Here is a 21,818-nt window from a genome sequence, read left to right as displayed (position 1 = left end):
CCGCCCGCTAGGGGACGACCCGGTGGGTATCTCGCGCCACCACGGCGCCGCTCGCGTTCTCGATCTCGAGCGTGAGGGTGACCGGGTTGCCCTGGTAGCGCTGGGAGTTCTCGCGCCCGCTGTCCCCGCTCGGGGTCCACTGCGACGGGTTCGGCCAGCCGTCCGTGGGCCTGATCGGGCCGTAGCTGCCGTCGTCGTCGTACCAGGTCACCGTGTACGGCGCCTCGTCGCCCCAGTGCTCGAACCCGTCGAACGTGAAGTCGAGGAACGCGCAGTCGTTGTTGTCCGGGAGGCACGGCGGCGTGCCCGGTTCGCCGCGGGCGTCCCGGTCGCGGACGATCGTCACGGTGCGGGTGGGCCGGTCCGGCTCGGCACCGGTGCGGGCGTTCGCGGTCGCCTCGCGCGTGGTGCGGGAGCCGTCGTCGCGCACGACCGTGATCGTCGCCCGGTAGTCGGTGCTCCAGTCGGCGGGGTTGATCGTGATGCTCGTGCGCTGGCGCGCGTCGATCCGGCTCTGCCCGGTGATCTCCACGTAGGCCTCGACGATCGGCCGGCCGTTGCCGTCGGGGACGCTCCAGCTGACGTCGACGGTGGCGGGCGTGCCGTACTGGGAGGGGGTGTTCGCGCTCGCCCGGATCGTCGGGTCAGCCATCGGCCCGAACGGGACCGCCGAGGACGAGGCGCCGGACGGGTCGCCGCAGTACGTGTTGCAGGCGCGCACGCGGAAGGTGTAGCTGCTGCCGTTGGTCAGGCCGGACACCGAGTCACCGGACAGGGTCTCCCAGCCACCGCCGTTCATCGAGTACTCGTAGCGCGAGATCTCGTCGCCGCGCGGGTCGGCGGCGCCGTAGTCGAGCGTGACCTGGCCGTCGCTGCCCGTCGCGGTGACGGTCGGGGTCCCCGGGGCCGTGGGCTGGATGAACGAGCGGACGGTGCCGGACCGGGGGCTCGCGGGCCCCTGGTCGACGTCGTTGGTCGCGGCGACCGCCACCGAGTAGTCGTGGCCCTCGGGCGCGTCCTGCGTGAAGGAGGTGTCCTGGGTCGTGAACCGGGAGAACTCCGCGCCGTCCTGGTAGATGACGACCTCGTAGCCGGTGATCGGCGAGCCGTTGGCGTCGGCCGCGCCGAACGAGCCCGTGATCTGGGCGGCGACGGGCGAGTCGACGCGCTGCACCTGCGGCGTCCCCGGCGCGCTCGGCGGGCCGGCCGGCACGACGGCCTGCGACCACGGCGACCATTCCGACGGCTCGTCGGCGCCGTTGTGCGCTCGGACCCGGAAGGTGTAGCTCGTCCCGTTGCTCAGCCCGCTCCACGTGTGGCTCGTCGAGGTGGCGGACACCTGGCCGCCGCCGGTCGACGGCGTCACCTGCACGTCGTACCGCTCCACCGGTGTGCCGCGCGAGACCGGGGTCTCCCAGGACAGCTGGACCTGGCCGTCGCCGCGCTCGGCGGACGGTGCCGCCGGCCGCTCGGGCCGTACATCGGGGATCGCGGGGCCCGACGGCGCCGACGGCTCGGAGTCGCCGACGGCGTTGGTCGCGATGACCGTGAACGTGTACTCCTGGCCGTTGGTCAGCCCGGAGACGGTGCACGTCGTCGTCGCGCACTCCTGCCGCTGGCCCGCCGTGTCGACGGTGTACCCGGTGATCGGCGAGCCGTTCGCGACCGGGGCGGCCCAGGTGAGCACGACGGCCCCGTCCTGGGACTCCTGGACGCGCGGCGGCGCGGGCGTGCCCGGGACGCCGACGACGTTCATCGAGATGCGCGCCTCGGCCTGCCTGGTCGGCAGGCCCGTGGCGTCCTCGACCGTGACCCGCACGGTGAGCGGCCCGACGAAGTCCTCGCCCGGCGTCACCGAGACGTCGGTGAGCGAGTGCTCGACGCGCGCCACGCCCTGCTCGGCGGCGGCGGAGACCACGGTCAGCGGCTCGCCGTCCTCGGCGTACGGGTTGAACGCGCCCTGGAGGATGTCCACCACCTCGGTCTCGCCCTGCTCGACCTCGCCGAGGTCGACGTCGGGCACCGACGGCATGTCGCGGTTCGACGCGGTGACCTCGACGCGCACGACCCCGGGGACGGGATCGTTGACGGGGTCGGAGACGGTCATCGGCAGGTCGAGCGTCTGGCCGGGCACGACGTCGACGTCGGCCTCCACCGTGAGCGTGTGCCCCTCCACGGTCGCCGTCAGGCCGTCGGGCACGCCGTCCTCGACGACCTCCAGGCGCAGCGCGGAGAAGTCCTCCGGGTCGTCGATCGCCGAGCGCAGGTTGACCGACTCCGGGTCCTCGCCGGGGACGACCTCGATCTCGCCGCCGCGGAAGGTCGGCGGGATGTTGACGCCGTCGGGCACCACCGTGATCGGCAGCGTGAGCCGCGAGCTGAGGCCGTCCTGGGCGGTCTCGCCGTCGGTGACCTCGAACGTGATGGACGCGGGCCCGTAGTAGTCGGGCGCGGAGGTGAACTGCAGGGTCGTCGCGTCGACGACCGGGCTCGAGCCGTCCGAGCTCGTCGCCGTCACCTGGGTCTCGTCGGTCAGCCGGATGTCCCGGCCGGACGGGGCCACGACGTAGTGCTCGAGGTCGATCTCGATGCGCTCCCCGGAGTGCACCTCGATCGGGTCCACGTTCGTCCGCAGGACCGGACCGGTGTCCTCGGAGCCGGGCACGTCGATGAACGCGTAGCCCTCGAGGCCGTCCGGGTCCGTCACCCGGTAGGTGACGACCTGCCGGGTGGGCAGGACCGGGACCTGCACGTCGTTTCCCGCCACACGCGCGCCCTCGGGCGGGTCGACGAGGGAGACGGTCAGCGCGTCGGCCGTGCCGTCGGGGTCCTCGTCGTTGGCGAGGACGGGGACGGTGACGATGTCGTGGCCGATGATGTCGGCCGGCGCGACGAGGTCGTCCCGCGCGAGCGGCGGCAGCAGCGGCGCGTCGGGCGTGACGTCGATCGTCGCCACCCCGGAGTCCAGCCCGCCGCGGCGGTCGGAGACCCGGTAGATCAGCGAGAACGTGGCCGGATCGGCCGGCGTGGACACGCGCACGCGCTGCTGCTCGGTGGCCTGCGGCGAGAGCTCGGGGACGTCGTCGAAGGGCCCGCCGTCGGGGTCGTCGGCGAGGTAGAGCGGGTCGCCGTCGGGGTCCGTGTCGTTGGACAGGACGTCGACGTCGACGGTGCGGCCGGGTCGCACCTGGACGGAGTCGTCCTGCGCCTGGGGGCGCGAGTTGCTCATGGGCGGCGGGACGACGGCGACGCGCACCTGCGCGGAGCCCACGGCGCCGAGCCGGTCGCGCACGGTGTAGGTGAAGGTGTCGGTGCCCGAGGACTGGCCGTAGGCCTCGTAGTCGAGGTAGCCGGAGCCGACCTCGACGATGCGGCCGAGCTGCGGGGCGGTGCCGGCGCCGAGGAGCTGGACCGAGTCGCCGTCCGGGTCGATGCCGTACATCGGCACCTGGATGCGCACGCGCTCGCCGCCGAAGGCCCTGGTCTCGACTGGCTCGGGCAGGGGCGCCGAGTTCGCGTCCGAGGCCGCCTGGACGCGGACCGTGATGAGCGCCGACGCCGAGTTCCCGTTCTCGTCGGTCACCGAGTACACGGCGTTGACGGTCTGGGGGGTCTCCGGTGCCCGGAAGCGGACCACCTGGTCGGAGGTGAAGAAGTGGCCGCGGGAGGACTCGGGCTCCTCGGACAGCTCGGCGTCGAGGGTGTACTCCAGGCCCTGCGGGTGCGAGTCGTTCTGCAGGACCGGGATCGTCACGTAGTCGCCGGCGCGCACGTCGACGACGTCGGGCTCGGCCACCGGCGGCTGCGGGGCCACGTCGGACATGATCGGCAGGACGACGACCTCGCCGGTGGCCGTCGCCGTGCCGTTGGAGACGGTGTAGGTCAGTCGCTGCGGTCCGGTGAGGGTCTGCGCGACGGAGATCCGCAGCATCCGGTGCTCGAGCACGGCGACGACCAGCGGGGAGTCCTGCGGGACCTCGATCTGCTGGACCGCGAGCAGGCCGCCCGCGGGGTCCTCGTCGTTGGCGAGGACGTCGACCAGGACCGAGCCGCCGGCCGGCAGCAGCGCCGTGTCCCGCACGGCCACCGGGGGCGCCTCGGTGTCCGGGGCGACGACGTCGACGCGCACGAGGCCGGTGGTGTCCTGGCCTCCCGAGTCGGCCACCACGTACTCGAGGTAGTTCGTCCCCTCCGAGAGTCCCGTGAGGTGGACCTGCCCCGTGTCGTAGTCGGGGCGGACGTCGGCGACCTCGGCGGGGGTGACGGAGCCGAGCCGCAGCGGCTCCCCCTCGGGGTCGACGTCGTTGGCCAGCACCTCGACGACCGTCTCCTCGCCCACGCTGAGGGATACGTAGTCGTTGACCGCGCGGGGCGGGAGGTTCTCGGCGTCGTGCACCTCGACCGGGACGATCACCTCGGTGACGTCGGTGCCGTCCGAGACGGCGACGGTGACCTCCTTGACGCCGGAGCTCGTCCCGGTGTCGACGAACGTCAGCCGCCCGTCGGGCGTGAAGTGGACGACGTCGTCGGAGTCGGTCTCGGCGCGGGCGAGCAGCATCTCGTCGCCCTCGGGGTCGATCATCGACGCCAGGACGTCGATCTCGCCGGTGCCGCCGAGCGCGAGGTCCATGCGCGGGTCGCGGTCCTCGCGCACCTGCGGCGCGCTGTTCTCGGTGTCCGGGACGACCCGCAGGGTGATCGTGCCCTCGGCCTCGCCGTTCTCGCGGCCGTCGGTGATCGTGTACGGCACCGAGACCTGGCCGGTCGCCGTCTCGGGGACGGCGATCTGGAGCGCGCGGCCGCCCATGATCGAGGACAGCACCCCGGTCTCCTCGGGGACGTCGCCGAAGTCGGTGACGGTGAGCAGGTCGCCGTCGGGGTCGGTGTCGTTGGCCAGGACCTCGAGGACGGTGACCGACCCGGGTCGCACGCCGAGCGCGTCGTCGACCGCGCGCGGTGGCCGGTTCTCCTCCTCGCGGTCGAGCGGCTGGTCCTCGAGGCGGTCGTCGGTGGACTCCGTCTCCTCCTCGGACTCGCCCTCGGGCGGGGTGGTGTCGTCCCAGTTGTCGACCATCATCATGTCCTCCTGCGGGAGGTACACGGTGCCGGTGAGGGTGTCGTTGAGGACGACGAGGTCGTGGTTGGTGCGCAGGCGCAGCTCGTTGTCCGAGCCCTGCAGCGGGACCTGGGCGTCGACGGCCTCGGCGTCCCCGCACCGGACGAGGTAGGAGCCCTCGGCACCGGCCCACGCGCCGTGGACGCAGTCGCCCACGGCGATCGGCTCCGCGGGGACGCCGGCCATCTCCGAGCGGATGATCGTGGGCTCGTCGCCGTCGACCGGGAGGAGCACGAGGGCGTCGCGGGTGGCCAGGGCGACCTGTCCGGTGGCGGCGGACGGCTGCTGGAGGGCCACCTCGGTCAGGTCGAGGTCGTAGGAGGTGAGGTCGAGGGGCTCGCGGTCGGGGCGCAGGACGAGCAGCTGGGCGTGGTCCTCGGTGACGACGGCGCCCATGGGCTCCTCGCCGACGGCGGTCAGCGCCACGTGCTCGGCCTCGGCGAGCCGGTCGGGGCCCACGCCGAGGTCCACGGTGGGCAGTGCCTCGGTCGTCTCCTCCTCGCCCTCCTCGGCCTCGGGGGGCCCGGGCTCGTCGCTGGGTGCATCGCTGCCGGACTCGGCCGGGGCGGGGCCGCCGCCGGCGGGCTCGGTGCCCGCCGGGATCGTCACGACCGTGCCGTCGGTGACCGACATGCCGTGGACGGCGCCGTCGCGCCCGACGGCGAGCTGCCCGTCGGCACCGACGTGGGCGTTGGGGGCGGCCTCCGCGTCGCCGAGGAGGCCCACCTGGTCCACGGGGACCGAGCGCAGGGCGCCCGAGCCGGGCTCGAGCATGCCCACCGTGTCCCCGCCGAGGCCGAGCTCGGCGCCGCGCGGCAGGGTGACGGCGCCCGTCCCGGTGGACACGGTCGCGGGGTCGAGGGTCTGGAGGAGCGCGGCGCCGTGGTCGACGACGAGGACGGTGCTGCCCTCCTGGAGCACGTCGACGTCGGCGGAGGCGGCCGTCACCGAGCCGTCGAGCTCCTGGACCGGGTAGTTGACGCGTCCCACGAGCAGCTCGTCGGAGTTCGTCACCCACACGCCGCCGTCGTGCAGCTCGATGTCGGCGACGGGCTCGCCGTCGTAGGCGAGGGCGGCGGCGACGATGCCCGTGGAGGCGACCGCGAGGGCGGCACCGGCAGCGACGGAGCGCCGACGACGCCGCACCCGTTCGGTGCGCCGCGCGTCCGCGTCCGCGGCCTGCGAGGCGACGCCGCCGGTGGCACCCGCTGCGCGGGCGCCCGCTCGGCTGGTACCCGCTCGGGTGGTGCCGGCCGCCCGCCTGGCGGACCGGGTGGCGGGTCGGTGGGCGGGGCCGCCGTCGGTCTCGGCGGCCATCGTGGCCTCCGGCTCGGCCGCGGCCGACCCGCTCGCAGGGGCGGTGCGGTCTGCGGCCTCGGGACCTCGGGTGTCCCGGGCACGACGACGCCACCACGCCATGCCGGAGCCTCCCCGTGTCCGCCTCGTCGACCGGGCGCGAGGGCGCGCCGGACCGTCCTGGCGCAGACTATCGCCGGACCGCCGGCCGCGGCGCGGGGTGGACGACCTGCTCCGGTGAACCTGCCCACCTCGATCCGACCGCATGGGTCCGGACGGACAACACCGGGTGAACGCCCGGGATGGCCGGTGCCGTGGTCGCGAGAGCCGGCGTCACGACGGTCGACGTGGCAGGCGCCGATGTCAGGAGGGGCAGGGACGACGACCGGCCCCGGCCGTCACTCCGCGGCGGCGGCGTCCGCGTCCTGCGGTGCGTCGAGGAGCTCGAGCTCGTCGACCGTCACGAGCCGGGAGGCGACCGCGTGCTCGACGAGCCGGGCGCGACGGTTGACGGCCAGCTTGCCCTGTCCGCCGCGCAGCCCGCGCACTCCGTAGCGGGCGAGCTTGTCGCAGACGTTGTCGAGCTTGCGGTTGAACCGGGTCAGGGTCCAGCCGAGCCGGTTGGCGGCCTCGGCGGAGGTGGGGATCGACGTCGTCGTGCCCCGGCCCGACAGGACGGGCTCGGACAGGGCGAGGACGAGCAGCCGCTGCGAGGGCGTGAGGGAGACCGGACCGATGGTCGTCTCCCCCACCTCCATCTCGTCCTCGGGCCGGGTCGGGAAGTACGCGGGGTCGTCGTTGGCGACGAGCACCTCGTAGGTGGTCGGGCCCGCGGTGAACATCAGGGTCGTGCGCGCGTACACGAGCGGCAGCCGGGCACCCGGCGAGAGCCAGGCCTGCGTGTTGCCGTCGGGGTCGGCGACCGTCGCGGTCAGCCGCGTGCCGACGTTGGAGACCCACCACAGACCGCCCGACCGGGCGATCGTGAGGAACCGGCGGTGCAGGTAGGGGTTGTCGTCGAGCTCGAGCGGCCCCTCCCGCCCGACGACGAACGGCTCCTCGTCGTCGACCGGGAACCAGTCGCCGCAGAACTCCACCTGGATACCCATGGGTCATGCCTCCTCGTCGACGCACGTCGTCGCCGGCTCGTTCGACGTCCGGCCGTTCGTGAGCCGGATCTTCACCTCGATGCAGACCTCGCCCGGCTCCTCCACCGATGCTACGGGCTCCTCGGCCGAGGCGAGCGGGAACGATCCGTCCGTACGTTGCCACACGTAGGTCACGTCCTGCCCGTCCAGCTCGTCCGGGGCCGCCCACGTGAACTCGACCGTGGAGCCCGCACGGGTGCCGACCAGGTCGACCGGGGTAGGCACGAGGTCGGGGACGTCGATCGTCGTGGGGCCCGAGGCGTCCGCCGTGACCTCGCCGTCGCCGCTGCTCGTGTCGTCCCCGGTGAGCGTGCCGAACGCCCAGATCAGGGCGACGACGACGGCCATCACGCACGCGACCGCAGTGATGACGACGCCGGAACCGGCCCGTCGGGAGCCCGCCGGACCCGGCTGCGTGCCCTGACCGTGGCCGGGCGGGTGCATCGGCCCGCCGACCCCCGCGCTCGCCGGGCTCCCGGCGCCGGGGCTCATCGGCGCGCCGACGCCCGCGCTCGCGGGGCTCCCGGCACCGGGGAAGGCGCCGCCCGGGTGGCCGCCCTGGTCCGCGCCCTGCATGCCGGCCTGGAGACCGGTCCGGTGGCCCGCCCAGGCGGCGGCGCCTGCGTTGTCCGCCGACGCCGCCGCCGGGGGCCGGGCATCGGTCGACCGCGCGGGCGGCGCCTGCGGCGGCACGGCCCGGATGGAGTTCACCCGGGTGGGTTCCGCGGGCGGACGCGCCGCACCCTGCTGGGGGGTGCCGGCTTCCGGGCGCCCCTCGGATCCTCCGGAAACGGTCCCGCCGGCACCGGTCCCGGGCCCTGGTGGCGCAGAGGCACCTCGATCGCCCGAGGTGCTCTCGGGCGCCGAGGCTGCGCCCGCGGCGCGGCGCGAGCCGGTCGAGGGACGCGAGGACCCGGAGGACGTGCCTGCCGACGAGTCGGCGGAGGCCCCGGAGGCGTCGTCGGCGCGACGCGAGCCCTCCCGGTTCTCCAGCGCCGCCCGCGGTGCCTTGCGGCGGTCCTGCGGGTCGGGTGCCAGCCACGAGGTGTCCGGGATCTCGATCTCGGTCATCGGCAGGCGCATCTCCTGCTCGACGATCTGCAGCGCTCGACCGAGGTCGGCGGCGCTGCGGTAGCGCTGCGCGGGCTGCTTGGCCATCGCCTTGTCGAGGACGCGCTGCAGCGAGTCGGGCAGGTCCTCTCGCTCGATGCGCGGCACCGGGTCGCGCCGGATCCGGGTCGTGTAGTCCAGGCGCGTGTTCGGTCCCCCCGGGCGGGTGAACGGCGAACGGCCGACGAGCAGGGTGAAGATCGTGGCGCCGAGCGAGTAGACGTCTCCCTCGACCCCGGTGACCTGTCCGTCGATCGCCTCCGGGGGCGCCCAGGGGATCGACAGGCCCGCGGTCTCGGTGAGGGTGTTCGAGAGCAGGCCGGCGATGCCGAAGTCCGTCAGCGCCGGTCGGCCGTACTCGGTGGTCAGCACGTTGGCCGGCTTGATGTCGCGGTGGACGATGCCGGCGCGGTGCGCGGTCTCCAGCGCGCCCGACAGGCGCACGCCGATGCCGACCGACTCGGCGACCCCGAGCGGGCGGCGGCGGGTGCGCTCGGCGAGGTTGGGCAGCGGGCAGTACTGCATGACGAGGAACGGGCGCCCGTCCGGCGAGGTGCCCGCGTGGTAGATCGACACGATCGAGGAGTGCGAGGACAGCTGGGCCATGAGGTTGGCCTCGGCCGTGAACTGCTCCCGCGACTGCCCCTCGGCGGCCTCCTCGGTCATCACCTTGACGGCGACGTTGCGCCGGGGCAGGTGCTGGCTGTACAGGAAGACGTCGGCGAAGCCGCCCGAGCCGAGGAGACGGACGTGCTCGTACCCGTGCAGCTCGGGAGGCTCTCCCGCCGGACGCTTCTGGCTCACTGCTCGGGCACCTGCCCGGCAACGTCGACGTGGAACCCTGCATCCGTGCCCAGCTCGACGTACGCGCCCGGAGGCACGGGGACGCCCGTGCGCGGGTGCAGGCGGAATGCCGGCTGGTCGGGCAGGACGATGACCGTGCCGTTCGTGGAGTCCATGTCCGTGACCACGACCGTGTCGCCGGCCGGCCGGACCTCCACGTGCGTGGCCGAGACGTCGCGCTCGGGGCTGCGCACCTGGACGATCCGCGGGGCGTCGTCGCCGCTGAACCGCGCGGCGTCGGGCGCACGACCGAGCAGGACCGGGCGGTCGACGAGGACACTGGTCCCGTCCGGCAGGACGAGGATCAGGCCCTCGGCGTAGTCGCCGACGGCGACCATGCTCGTCGCACCGTCGTGGTCCGGGCCGGCGACGCCGTCACCGGCGCCCTGGTCGTCGCCCTGGTGCTCGCCGTAGCCGTGCTGGTCGTAGCCCTGCTGGTCGTAGCCCTGCTGGTCGTAGCCCTGCTGGTCGTAACCCTGCTGGTCGTAGCCGTCCTGGTCGGCGTGGGCGCCGCCCTGGTCCTGATGGTCGAGCTCGTACCCGCCGGCGGCCGGGGCCTGCTCAGCGGCGCCCTCGAGCGCAGCTCCGGATCCGGCATCGACGGCGTGCGCGTCGACGGGCTGCTCCTCGACCGCGGGGACGTCGCGGCCGAGGCCCTCGTCCGCGGCGTCGTCGTAGATCTGGGTGTGCTCGGCGTCAGGGGCGTCCGTCGGTCCGAGGTCGTCACCCGCGCCCTCGGCTCCCGGCTCTGCTCCCGCCCCGGTCGCCGACGCTTCGTCGGACCAGGTGGGGACGTTGTCGATGAGGCCGTCGGCGTCGCCGTCAGTACTCGTGTCCTCCGGCCCCTCTCCCACGTAGCCGTCGACGGCGGTCGGCTCCGCCGTCAGCGCCACGTCGTCCTCCGCGGCGAGAGCCTCGGCCAGCTCGGCGTCGTCCGGGCGTCCGGGCTCGTCGGTGTGCGCGTCGACGTCCTCGCTCTGCTCGAGGGCCGCGCCCTCGTGGAACGGGTCGGCGAAGCCCTCACCCTCGACCTCAGCGGCCTCGGGGGCGTCGGGCGCACCGGCTCCCGGGGCGCCCTGCTCGTCGGCCTGGAAGGCGTCCTGGCCGCCGGACGTGGCGGCCCCTTCCTCGACGGCGTCCGGCTCCGTCTCCGTCGACGCCTCCACCGGCGCCTCGGGAGCCCCGGCCTCGGGGCTTCCCTCCGCGACGGGCTCACCCTCGGGGCCACCGTCCGCGGCACCCGCGTCCGCGACGGGCTCGCCCTCGGGGCTACCACCTTCGGCGAGCACGTCGTCCGGGACGTCGACGTCAGTCGGCACCGACTCGATCGGCTCGCCCGCGATCGCATCCGCGTCCACGAGCCCGGCGCCCTCGGCCGCCGCCTCTGCCTCCGCGTCCGACCGCGCCTCGTCCTGCGCCTCGACGGCGGTGACGCCCTGCGCTTCTGCGTCGACGTCGGCACCGGCGTCGTCATCGTCGCCGGAGGCGAGATCGGCGGCGACGGCCGCCCCGGCACCGGCGAGCCCCGCTCCGGCGAGGCCGGCGGCCGGAGCACCCGCGGCACCGCCGGCGTCAGCGACGTCCGACTGCGCGGGCTCGGCGGGCGCGCCGCCGGTGGTGTCGTCATCGGCGGTGCCGGCAGCGACCGCCGCGGCACCGGACCCACCGGACCCGGCCTCGTTCCCGTGCTCGTCCTCGGCGACGGTCAGACCGGCGTTGGTCTCCCCCGCCGGCGCGTGCGACGCGACGCGGGCGGCGAGGACGATGCCGGTCGTGACGGGCAGGGTCTCGTCGTCGTCGGAGGCCTCCGGCGCCGTGATCTCGAAGTCGGTGGCGCCGTGGACGACCTCCTCGTACCAGGTCGAGTAGCCGCGGCCGGTGACGGTGCGGGCGCCCGCGCGCACGGCCAGGTCGCCGCGCACGAGGACGAACAGCCCGTCGTCGCGGGCCTCGACGAGCGCGAAGGGCGGCAGAGCCGTGATGCCGCGGGCCGCGAGGACCTCGATCCATCGGCTCAGCCGGGATCCGTCCCGGTCGTTCTCCCACAGCCGCCGCGCGTCGTCGACGCCGAGGGACGGGTCCAGGAGCGCCACCGCGCTCTCCCCGACGACGGCGATCCAGCGTCCTGAGGTGTACTCGTGCATGTCAGCTCTCCGCGGTAGTGGGTGCCGGCGTCGGGGCCGGGAATGGTGTCTGTTCCGTGGGCGGCGCGTCGGGGCTCGGCGCCGTGAGGGCGTGGCTGCGCTCGCTGCGGGCGATCTCGTCGGCCTGCGTCGGCGGCACCACCTCCGCGCGCCCGTACCCGCTGCCGGTGGCGGTCGTCCCGACCGCGTCCTCGTTGTCGACGTCGACGACCACGGCGGTGATGTTGTCCCGCGCGCCGCCGTCGGCGACCGCCCGCTCGATGAGCTCCTCGGCGGCGGCGGTGGGGTGCATACGGGTCCGCAGGACGTCGGCGATCTCCTCCTCGCCGAGCTCGCCGAACAGGCCGTCGGTGCACACGAGGAGGCGGTCGTCGGCGCCCACGTGCAGCATCCAGTAGTCGACCTCGACGTCGAGACCGGTGCCCACGGCGCGGGTGATGACGTTGCGGCGCGGGTGCGTGCGCGCGGCGTCCGGGTCGAGCTCGCCCGCATCGACGAGCTCCTGGACGAGGCTGTGGTCGACCGAGACCTGCTCGAGGCGGTCGCGGGAGAAGCGGTAGACGCGCGAGTCGCCCACATTGAGCACGAGCCAGTACGGCTCGCCCCCGGAGTGGGTGAGCACGACCCCGGCCACGGTGGTGCCCGCCATCACGTCCTGCAGGTCCGGGCCGAGGCCGCCCTGCCGGGCCTCCTCCTCCATCGTCTGCCGGATCTGCTCGGCGCCGGCGCGGACCGCGGCCGTCACGTCGTCCGGCGTGATGGATCCTTCGTGGTCCGCGAGCGCCCCGAAGGCGGCGACGACGGTGCGCGACGCCATCTCGCCCCGGGCGTGCCCGCCCATGCCGTCGGCGACGACGAACACCGGATGACGCGCGAACGCAGCGTCCTCGTTCATCTTGCGCCGGCCGCCCGCGTCGGAGGCGGAACCCCATTGCACCTGCATGCTCACCTCTCTCGGGCCTCGTGCGGAGTCCAACCTACCGGCCCGAGCCCGCCCCGCCCGCGCGGGGGCGGGGCGGGGTCCCCATGCCTGCGCGAGAGAGAGCGCGCGTCCGCGCTGATGGGTGTCCGTGCCGCCGCGGTGCAGCGCCCGTGCCGCGGGACCCCGGCGCCCCGGGCGGGGTGCAGCGGGGGCCATCCTCGGGTCTGATTCATGTGTTCCTCGCTGGTGGGTGTCCGTTCCGCCGCGGTGCATCGCCCGTGCCGCGGCCCCACGCTGCTCGCGCGGGGCCGCGACGGGATACTTCTCGGGTCTGCGTCAGCCGCGCGCTGCCCACCAGGGACGGTGTGCCTCGACGAGGTCGAGGTACTGGGCGAAGCGCTCCTCGGCCCGCTCCCGGCCCGGTCCCGGCTCGACGGTGCGGGTCTCGGACTCCATCGCGCGCGCGGCCTCGGCGAGGGAGTCGAACGCGCCGACCCCGGCGGCCGCCACCATCGCGGTGCCGAGCGCGCCGCCCTCCGCGGCCGTCGGGATGACGATCTCCCGGCCGATCGTGTCGGCGAAGATCTGCGGCCAGATGCCGGAGTTCGTCACGCCGCCGGTGACCCGGACGTCGCTGACGTCGAAGCCGTCGAGGAGACCGTCGACGTGGATGCGGTGGTTGAAGGCCAGCCCCTCGTAGAGACCGCGCAGGACGTGCCCCCGCGTGTGCCAGGCCCGCAGGCCACCGAACGAGGCCGACGCGTCGTGCGGGAACGGGCTGCCGTAGAGGAACGGCAGGAACGTCACGGGCTCGTCGTCGTCGCCGACGGCCGCGACCTCGCGGTCGACGAACGCGTACGGGCTCTCCCCCAGCCGCTTGGCGGCGTCGACGTCGGCCGAGCACAGCGTGCTGACGAACCACTCGAGGTTCGACGAGCTCGTGGGCGAGATCGCCATGTTCATCCAGCGGCCCCGCTCGACGAAGGCTCGGCTCATCCATCGCTCGTCGATCGCCGGTCGCTCCGAGATCACCTCGTTGATGGACCAGGTGCCGGCCATGACGGCGAGCTGGCCCGGGCTGACGGCGCCGGCCCCGATGGCGGCCGCATCGACGTCGTGGAGGCCGGCGAGGACGGGCAGGCCTGCGGGAAGGCCGGTATGGAGATGAGCGAGGTAGGTGACCTCTCCGACGACGTCGGTCGGCAAGGAGATGTCCGGTGCCTTTCCGCGCAGCTGCTCGAGCCCGTAGGCCGCGAAGGCGGCGTCGTTGTAGTCCTGGGTCTCGACGTGGGTGAACGCCGTCGACGCCTCCGTAAGGTCGGTGCCGATGGTCTCGGTCAGTCGCATCCGCAGGAAGTCCTTCGCGGACATGAACCAGCGGGCGCGCTCCACGGTCTCGGGCTCGTTCTCGGCGAGCCACCTGAGGACCGCGCCGGGCGACGCAGCGGCTACGCCCTGCCCCGTGACGGACAGCAGCTCGTCGCGGTGGTCGCGCATGAGCGCGGCGGCCGTGTCGCGGGCGCGCGAGTCGAGGGAGAGGATGCCCGGGCGCACCGGGGTCATCGTGTCGTCGACGAGCCAGGCGCCGTCGCCGTGCGCGCTGACGGCGACGCCGAGGATCTCCGCGCCCTGCGCGTCCAGATCGGTCGTCAGGCCGCGCAGCATGCGTCCGAACAGGGCCCAGAACTCCCGCTCGTCGCGCTCGACCCAGTGGGGGTGGGGCATCGAGCGCGGCGACGCGTCGGCTGCCGAGGCGACGGCGGTGCCGTCGAGGGTGAAGGCGACGGCCTTCATGCCTGTCAGTCCGATGTCGACACCGACGACGACCTGACTTCCGGTGGAGCTCATCAGCGAACCTCCTCGTTGCTGTGGGGGATGAATCTCGTGAGGTAGTGCTCGTACCGTGCGATCTCGTCCGCGCGCCGGTCGGCGCTCCAGCCGAGGAGACCTGCGAGGACGTCGGCGACGGGCTCGACGGAGTCCCGGCCGAGGTCGTTGCGCAGGCCGATCATCGTGCGGCGGGCGAGGACGTCGGCCAGTCGGTAGCCGTGCTCGAACCGCGCTCCCCACTCGACCTCGCCTGCCGTGAGGCCGTACTCCGCGTCGAGGACGCGGGAGCGCTCGGTGCTGGACCCGATGAAGGTCGCCAGGTCGACGGCGCGCGTGCCGTACTGGTCGACGAGGCGCTCGGCCAGCTCCGCGGACAGACCCGTCCCTGCCACCCGGGCCCGGAGCCGCCGGAGGTTCTTCTCGGCTCCGCCGGGCAGGGTGAGGCGACGGGTGACCGACCTCCGACGGGCGCCCAGCTTCTTCGCGAGCAGGTCGCCGACGTCCTCGCCCACCTGACGGAACGTCGTCAGCTTGCCGCCGACGAGCGTGTAGAGCCCGTCGGCCACCTCGGGGTGGGTGCGCAGGTCGTGCCGCCGGGTGATGTCGGAGACGTCCGAGGACTCGTCGGCGTACGGCAGCGGGCGTACGCCCGTGTAGGAGTACTGCACGTCGTCGAGCGTGAGGTTCGCGCCTGGCAGGATTCGGTTCGTCTCGGTGAGGATGTAGTCGTACTCGTCCTGGGTGGCGGAGGCCGAGTCGAGGTCGCCGGTGAAGCGCAGGTCGGTCGAGCCGATGAGGTACCGCCCGTCCCACGGGATGACCATCATCGGGCGGCCGTCGCTGACGGCCTCGTAGTAGAAGGCTTCCTTCGGGGCACCGGGGAACGGGTCGAGGACCAGGTGGGTGCCCTTCGTCCCGCCGTTCATGCGCGGCAGCCCGAGGTCGTCCTCGGCCCAGACCTCGTCGATCCAGGGACCTGCGGCGTTGACGACGGTGCGGGTGGGGACCTCGACCTCGGTGCCGTCGATCTCGTCGCGCACCGTCACGGAGGTCAATCGCCCGCCGGCGCGCCCCAGGCGGACGGCGCGGGCGTGGGTGAGGACGGTGGCACCGGCGGCCTCGGCGGCGAGCGCGATCTCCACGGACATGCGCTCGGCATGCTTGACCTGGGCGTCGGAGTAGGCGGCGCCGCCCTGCAGGCCGTCCGTGGCGATGCCGGGCTCCTTGGCGAGAAGACGGTCCTTGGAGAACAGCTGGAAGCGCCGCACGCTCTTGTCGAACGAGAGGACGTCGTAGGCGACCATGCCCAGGGACAGCACGGCGCGCGAGTGGACGTTGCGCTCGTAGAACGGCAGCAGGAAGCGCAGCTCGCGGACGAGGTGCGGTGCGGCCTGCAGCAGCCACTCGCGCTCGCGCAGGGACTCGCGCACCAGCGGCACGTCGTACTTCTCGAGGTACTTCAGCCCGCCGTGGATCATCTTCGAGGACCACGACGACGTGCCGGAGCCGATGTCGCCCTTGTCGAGCAGGAGGACCCGCAGGCCCCTGAGCGAGGCGTCCCAGGCGATGCCGGCGCCGTTGACGCCCGCGCCCACGACCACCACGTCGTACCCGGCGGACGTCGCGCGGAGCCGGTCCGCCCGCGCGGACGAGATCTCTGACATGACCACCCCTTCGTGTCGTGCAGGTACGGCGCGTCCCGCACCCGGCGATGCCGCAAATCTAACACCAGAACTGATAAAATCAACGCTTAGCGATGTTTGCTCAACAGTCGCTGATGATGGCTGTGACAGTATCGGGGCATGAACGCCGCACCCGTCCCGATGAAGGACCGCCGGCAGCGCCTGGCGACGATGGCGGAGCTGGTGCTCGAGGCGGGCACGCTCTCCGTGGACGATATGGCCCAGCAGTTCGGCGTCTCGACGATGACCGTCTACCGCGACCTCGCCGAGCTCGAGCGCAGCGGCATCGTCACGCGCACGCGCGGCACCGTCACCGCGCGCGCCACGTCGATGTCGGAGGCCTCGGCCGCGTTCCGCAGCACCCTCAACCAGGCGACGAAGCGGCAGCTCGCCGCCCGCGCCGTGGAGGAGGTGCACGCCGGGTCCACGATCATGATCGACGACTCGACGACGCTGCTCGGCATGGTGCCGCTGCTCGACGACCGCGGGCCGGTGACGATCGTGACGCACTCCCAGGCCGTGGCCCGCGAGGCCGCGGCGCTGCGGTCCGTCCGCCTGTTCGTCACCGGGGGCCGCTACCGGCCCGAGCTCGACTCGCTCTACGGCTCGACCACGCTGACCACCCTGCGCTCGGTGCGCGCCGACGTGTGCTTCATGTCGACCACGGCGCTCGTCGGCGGCGAGCTGTTCCACCCGCTCGAGGAGAACGCCGACGTCAAGCAGGCGATGCTCGCCTCCTCGACCCGCGCCATCCTCGTGGCGGACGGCTCGAAGTTCCGGCACGCCGCCACCCACCGGGTCGCCTCGGTCGCCGAGTTCGACCTCGTGGTCGTGGACACCGACGCGCCCGCCGACGAGCTGGCGATCATGGCCGAGGCCGGCGTCGAGATCGCCCAGGTCGGCGGCGACGGCTGAGCGCGCAGGCCGGTCTCCGCCCGCCTGCACCGGACCACTGGCGGCACCCGGGGCGTCGGGCCGGGCGTGGACGGCCCAGGCGCGGACAGCGCCTCAGGGGTGGACGGCGACCTTGATGCCCTCTCCCCCGGCGGAGAACTCGATCGCCTCGACGGCGTCCTCGAGGGCGAACTCGTGCGTGACGAGGGAGGCGACGTCGATCGCACCGGAGGCGATGAGCGCGAGCGCGCGCTGGTGGTCGACCCGGCGCGAGTTCGACGCGCCCGTGACCACGAGCTCGTTGTAGTGCACGAGGTTCGGGTCGACCTCGGCGGAGACCCCCTTGGGGAAGCCGGCGAAGGCGTTGACCCGACCGCGCTTGCGCACGACCGTCAGCGCCTGCGCGAACAGGGCGGGGATCCCGATGGCGACGACGGCGACGTCCGCGCCGAGGCCGTCCGTGAGTGAGTGGACGTGCTCGCGCAGGTCGGTGACCGTCGGGTCGACGACGTCGGTCGCGCCGAGCGCGGACGCCACCTCGCGGCGGCCCGCCGACGGGTCGGACACGACCACCCGGCCGGCCCCGGCGAGCCGGGCGACCTGCGCGTGGAGCAGGCCGATCGGCCCGGCGCCGAGCACCACCACGGTCTCCCCCGGCGCGACCCCGTAGGACTCGGCCCCGCCGAGCACGCAGCCCAGCGGCTCGGCGAGCGCGATCGAGGAGTACGGGACGTCCGCCGGCGCGACGAACACGCCACCGCGGGAGATCGCCTCGGCCGGGACGGCGACGTACTCGGCCAGACCGCCGTCGAGCGCGTACCCGAAGATCTTCGAGTCGCTGCACAGGTTCTCCCGGCCGAGCCGGCAGTAGGCGCAGCGCCCGCACGGCACGGTCGGATTGATCCCGATGCGGTCGCCCACGGCGAACCCGTCCACGCCGGCGCCGAGCTCGACGACCTCGCCGGCGATCTCGTGACCGAGGACGACACCGACGTCGATGCCCGCCGACTTCTCGCCGCGGATGATCCGCACGTCGGTACCGCACACGGTGTTGGCGCCGGTGCGCAGGAGCAGTCCGCCCTCCGGCGCGGTCGGGGTCGAGACCTCCCGCAGCTCGACGATGCCGGGACCGCCGAAGACCGCCGCCCTCATCGGGCGTCGCCGGCCTGGTGCGTGATCCGGCCGAGGGTGGACAGGCGCTCCTCGAGGTCGCCGGCCTGCCACACGTTGCGGCCGAAGATCAGGCCGCGCGCGCCGGACTCGATGGCGCCGGCCGCGGCGGCCGCGACGTCGGCGTCGTCACCGGGAGCCCCACCCAGGGTGAGGACGGGGACGTTGCCGACCTCCTCGATGATGGTGCGCTGGGCCTCGACGTCGCCGACGTACTCGGTCTTGATAGCGTCGGCGCCCAGCTCGGCGGCGATGCGGCAGACCTGGCGCAGCCCCTCGGGGTCCTTTTGGTCCTCGTTGCGCAGCCCCCACAGGGTGCCCTCGACGATGACGGGCAGGCCGACGGCGTGGGCGCGGTCGATCGTCTCCGCGACGTTCGCGATGTTGTCGTAGAACATGCCGTCGGACTTCGGACGGGCGATGAGGTACATGCACAGGGCGTCGGCGCCGAGCGCGATCGCGTCGGCGGGGTCGACGAGCGGCCGGTAGCCCTCGCCCTGCTCCTCCTTCATCGCGGGGTCGAGCGTGGTCCAGTCGGCGCGCAGGATCGCGGCCGGTGCGCCGCGGTGGGCGAAGACGTGGGAGGCCTGCGCGAGCATGCCCTTGTTGAGCAGGATGCCGTCCGCGCCGCCGGCGGCCACGCGCTCGAGGAGCGCGACCGGGTTGCCGAGGCCGCCCGGGATGCGCAGCGACTGGCCGTGGTCGAAGGCCACCGTGAACGAGCGGCGGGTGTCCTTGTCGAACATGCGGCCGAGACGGATGTCGATTCCACTCATGGTGGGAGCTCCTTGGTTCGAGGTGGTGGTGCGGTTCGTGCGGTTCGTGCGGTTCATACGGTTCATGGGTGGTGCGCCGTGCGGGCGCGTGGCGGGGCGGTCGGGACGTCGGCGGTGCGGTGCGCCGTCGTCGGCCGTGCGCCGTCGCGGGACGAGGTCCTGCCTCAGTACTCCTCGTTGACGGCGGGGTCCTTGCCGAGTGCTACGCGGGGCATGGCGTCGATGCGCGCGATCTGCTGCTCGGTCAGCTCGATGCCGGGGGCGGCGAGGTTGGCGCGCTGCCGGCCGGCGTCGGCGGACTTGGCCAGGGCGGCGACGCCCTTGCCGACGGTCCAGGCGAGCGAGACCTCGATCGGGCTGACGCCGTGGTCGCGCCCGATCTCCTCCAGCGTGCCGTCGTCCATCATCCCCTTGCCGCGTCCGGCGACCCCCCAGCCCTGGGTGACGATGCCGTGCTCGGCGTCGAAGGCCCTGATCTCGTCCTGCGGCCAGCCCGGGTGGAGCTCGACCTGGTTGACCTCGGGGTACTCGCCGAACCGGTCGTGGACCGCGGCGAGGTGCTCGGGCAGGAAGTTCGACACGGCGATCGCGCGGATGAGGCCCTCGGCGCGCAGCTCCATGAGGATCTCGTAGGACTCGAGGTACTTCCCGAGCATCGGCAGCGGCCAGTGGATGTAGTACAGGTCGAGGCGGTCGGTCGCGAGGCTCTCCAGCGAGGCCATGAACGAGCGCCGCGTCTGGACGGCGCCCTGGTCGCCGCCGCGCAGCTTGGACACGAGCAGCAGCTCGTCGCGCGGGACGCCGGACTCGCGCACGCCCGCACCGACGGCCCGCTCGTTGTGGTAGCGCTGCGCCGTGTCGATGAGCCGGTAGCCCGCGCGAATCGCGCCGGCGACGGCGGTGCGGCCGACGTCACCGTCCATCTGCCAGGTCCCCAGCCCCACGGGCGGGATCTCGATGCCGGACCGTGTGACGAATCGACTCGTCGGCACGTGCCTCACCTCTTCGTCTCGAGCGACCGTGCGCTCCGGGCCTCCCGCCGCGCGGGACGATCCGGTGCTGACACCTGAACGTCTCAGACACTAACATGGTGTTGTGTTGATTTAACACCCCATAATGTTGCGTCGTCGGCGGTGCTGCGCCGCCACGACGCCTCGCACGGCGTACGCTCGGGGCCCGCGGTCGGGTTCGCGACGACGCCGCCCGGCAGGTCCAGCACGCTCAAGGGAGAGAGACGATGACTGCATCCACCCGCCCCGACGGTCCGTTCGTCATGGGCATCGACTTCGGCACCGAGAGCTGCCGGGTCGCGATCTTCAACCTCGTCGGCGACCCGGTCGCCTTCGCGGCCACGCCGTACAAGACCACACACCCCCGACCCGGCTGGGCCGAGCAGACCGAGGACGACTGGTGGGGCGCCATCGCGACCTCCAGCCGGCAGGCCCTGGAGAAGGCCGGCCTCACGGGCGCGGACATCTCCGGCATCAGCTACGACGCCACGACGATGACGGTCCTCGCGATGGACGACAGCGGCCGCGCGATGCGTCCGGCGATCATGTGGATGGACGTCCGGGCGGTCGAGCAGGCCGAGCGCGCGAGCAGCTCCAGCTCGAAGGCGCGCCGGTACAACGGCGGCGGCACGATGCCGGCGACGGCGGAGTGGTTCCCCTTCAAGACGGCGTGGCTCAAGGAGCACGAGCCGGAGACGTTCAACGGCGCGAAGTACCTCGTCGACGCCCCGGACTGGATCACCTACAAGCTCACGGGCGAGTGGACGATCAACATCAACTCGGCGTCGGCGCGGATGTACTACGACCGGGACAACGGCGGCTGGCCCGTCGACTTCTACGAGGACATCGGCGTCGCCGACGTGCTCGACAAGATTCCCGGGACGGTCAACGACCTCGGCGTGGCCGTCGGCGGGCTGACCGGCGCCGCGGCCGAGCACCTGGGGCTCGCCGAGGGCACGCCGGTGGCGCAGGGCTGCGCGGACGCCTTCGCGGGGCAGATCGGGCTCGGCGTCGTCGCGCCGGGGAAGATGGCGCTCATCACCGGGTCCTCGCACGTGTTCATCGGGCAGACCGACCAGGCGATCTCCGGCGAGGGATTCTTCGGCGGCTACACCGACTCGGTCATGCCCGGGCAGTACACGGTCGAGGGCGGGCAGGTCTCGACCGGCTCGGTCGTCAAGTGGTACCGGGACAACTTCGCCAAACACCTCGTGGCCGAGGCGGAGGAGGCGGGCCGCACGGCCTACTCCCTCATGGACGAGCGTGCGGCGGCGATCCCGCTGGGGTCGGAGGGGCTCATCGTCAACGAGTACTTCCAGGGCAACCGCACGCCGTACACCGACGGCCGCGCGCGCGGCATCCTGTGGGGCCTGTCGCTGCACCACGGGCCGGCGCACTTCTACCGGGCGATCCTCGAGGGCGTCTGCTACGGCACGGAGCACATCGCCCGCACGATGCGGGCCGCGGGGCACAAGGTCGACGAGATCGTCTCGTGCGGCGGTGCGACGAACAGCCCGTTCTGGATGCAGATGCACGCCGACGTCACCGGCACGCCGATCACGCTGACGAAGGTGCCCGACGCCGTCGCGCTCGGCTCGTGCATCCTCGCGGCGACCGGCGCGGGGCTCTTCGACGACGTCACGGCCGCGGCCGACGCCATGGTCCACACGGCCGACACGATCGAGCCGGACATGGACGCCCACGAGGAGTACCAGTTCTACCTCGACAGCTACATCGACACCTACCCGCGCATGCAGGAGCCGATCCACAAGATGGTCGACCACATCAGCTGACCGTTCACCCCCGGTCGGGGGGGGGGGGGGGGGGGGGTGTCGCGCGGTTGGGTCTTTGGTCCGCGGGGGGTCGACGTTCCGGCC

Annotated in this window: 12 protein-coding genes; 2 read left to right on the top strand and 10 right to left on the bottom strand. The window is 73.3% G+C overall.

Annotated features, from left to right (window positions below; translation table 11 throughout):
- Window positions 1-7: 7 nt before the first annotated feature.
- From ACZLKG_RS05390 to ACZLKG_RS05360, 7 genes are all read right to left on the bottom strand, one after another.
- Window positions 8-6,433, bottom strand: a complete 6,426-nt coding sequence (locus tag ACZLKG_RS05390) for an Ig-like domain-containing protein (protein ID WP_463648175.1) — start codon at window positions 6,431-6,433, stop codon at window positions 8-10.
- 377 nt (window positions 6,434-6,810) lie between these two features.
- Window positions 6,811-7,521 (bottom strand): hypothetical protein, encoded by a 711-nt coding sequence (locus ACZLKG_RS05385; RefSeq protein WP_425709061.1) that lies wholly within the window; start codon window positions 7,519-7,521, stop codon window positions 6,811-6,813.
- 3 nt (window positions 7,522-7,524) lie between these two features.
- A complete protein-coding gene (locus ACZLKG_RS05380; RefSeq protein WP_463648174.1) occupies window positions 7,525-9,474 on the bottom strand; it encodes a serine/threonine-protein kinase in 1,950 nt (649 codons plus the stop codon).
- A complete protein-coding gene (locus ACZLKG_RS05375) occupies window positions 9,471-11,657 on the bottom strand; it encodes an FHA domain-containing protein (protein WP_463648173.1) in 2,187 nt (728 codons plus the stop codon). Before ACZLKG_RS05375 ends, ACZLKG_RS05380 begins: the two co-directional genes overlap by 4 nt.
- A 1-nt stretch (window position 11,658) precedes the next feature.
- On the bottom strand, window positions 11,659-12,600 hold the full coding sequence (locus tag ACZLKG_RS05370) for a PP2C family protein-serine/threonine phosphatase (RefSeq protein ID WP_425709064.1): 942 nt from the start codon (window positions 12,598-12,600) through the stop codon (window positions 11,659-11,661).
- 315 nt (window positions 12,601-12,915) lie between these two features.
- Window positions 12,916-14,427, bottom strand: coding sequence for an FGGY-family carbohydrate kinase (locus tag ACZLKG_RS05365; protein ID WP_463648172.1), 1,512 nt, complete (start codon window positions 14,425-14,427; stop codon window positions 12,916-12,918).
- Window positions 14,427-16,073: a glycerol-3-phosphate dehydrogenase/oxidase gene (locus ACZLKG_RS05360; protein WP_463648171.1), complete on the bottom strand. Its 1,647-nt coding sequence runs from the start codon at window positions 16,071-16,073 to the stop codon at window positions 14,427-14,429. Before ACZLKG_RS05360 ends, ACZLKG_RS05365 begins: the two co-directional genes overlap by 1 nt.
- A 138-nt stretch (window positions 16,074-16,211) precedes the next feature.
- On the opposite strand from ACZLKG_RS05360, the gene ACZLKG_RS05355 reads away from it, so the two are divergent.
- Window positions 16,212-17,006 carry a DeoR/GlpR family DNA-binding transcription regulator gene (locus tag ACZLKG_RS05355; RefSeq protein ID WP_425709065.1) on the top strand — a complete coding sequence of 265 codons (795 nt, stop codon included), beginning with the start codon at window positions 16,212-16,214 and terminating at the stop codon, window positions 17,004-17,006.
- 93 nt (window positions 17,007-17,099) lie between these two features.
- Here the strand turns inward: ACZLKG_RS05355 and ACZLKG_RS05350 are convergent, their stop codons facing one another.
- The 3 genes from ACZLKG_RS05350 to ACZLKG_RS05340 all read right to left on the bottom strand — a co-directional run bounded on the left by ACZLKG_RS05350 (window position 17,100) and on the right by ACZLKG_RS05340 (window position 19,923).
- The gene (locus tag ACZLKG_RS05350; RefSeq protein ID WP_425709066.1) at window positions 17,100-18,137 is read right to left on the bottom strand and encodes a zinc-dependent dehydrogenase; all 1,038 of its coding nucleotides are present in this window, start codon (window positions 18,135-18,137) and stop codon (window positions 17,100-17,102) included.
- Entirely contained in the window at window positions 18,134-18,931 is a 798-nt protein-coding gene (locus ACZLKG_RS05345; RefSeq protein WP_425709067.1) for a class I fructose-bisphosphate aldolase, read from the bottom strand. Before ACZLKG_RS05345 ends, ACZLKG_RS05350 begins: the two co-directional genes overlap by 4 nt.
- 164 nt (window positions 18,932-19,095) lie before the next feature.
- The gene (locus ACZLKG_RS05340; RefSeq protein WP_425709068.1) at window positions 19,096-19,923 is read right to left on the bottom strand and encodes an aldo/keto reductase; all 828 of its coding nucleotides are present in this window, start codon (window positions 19,921-19,923) and stop codon (window positions 19,096-19,098) included.
- A 245-nt stretch (window positions 19,924-20,168) separates the two neighbouring features.
- Here ACZLKG_RS05340 and ACZLKG_RS05335 point away from each other — a divergent pair, with 245 nt between their 5' ends.
- Window positions 20,169-21,734: an FGGY-family carbohydrate kinase gene (locus ACZLKG_RS05335; RefSeq protein WP_425709069.1), complete on the top strand. Its 1,566-nt coding sequence runs from the start codon at window positions 20,169-20,171 to the stop codon at window positions 21,732-21,734.
- Window positions 21,735-21,818: the final 84 nt, after the last annotated feature.

Source organism: Georgenia sp. Z2081, from assembly GCF_055326445.1.
This window is presented reverse-complemented; position numbering and strand designations above follow the sequence as displayed.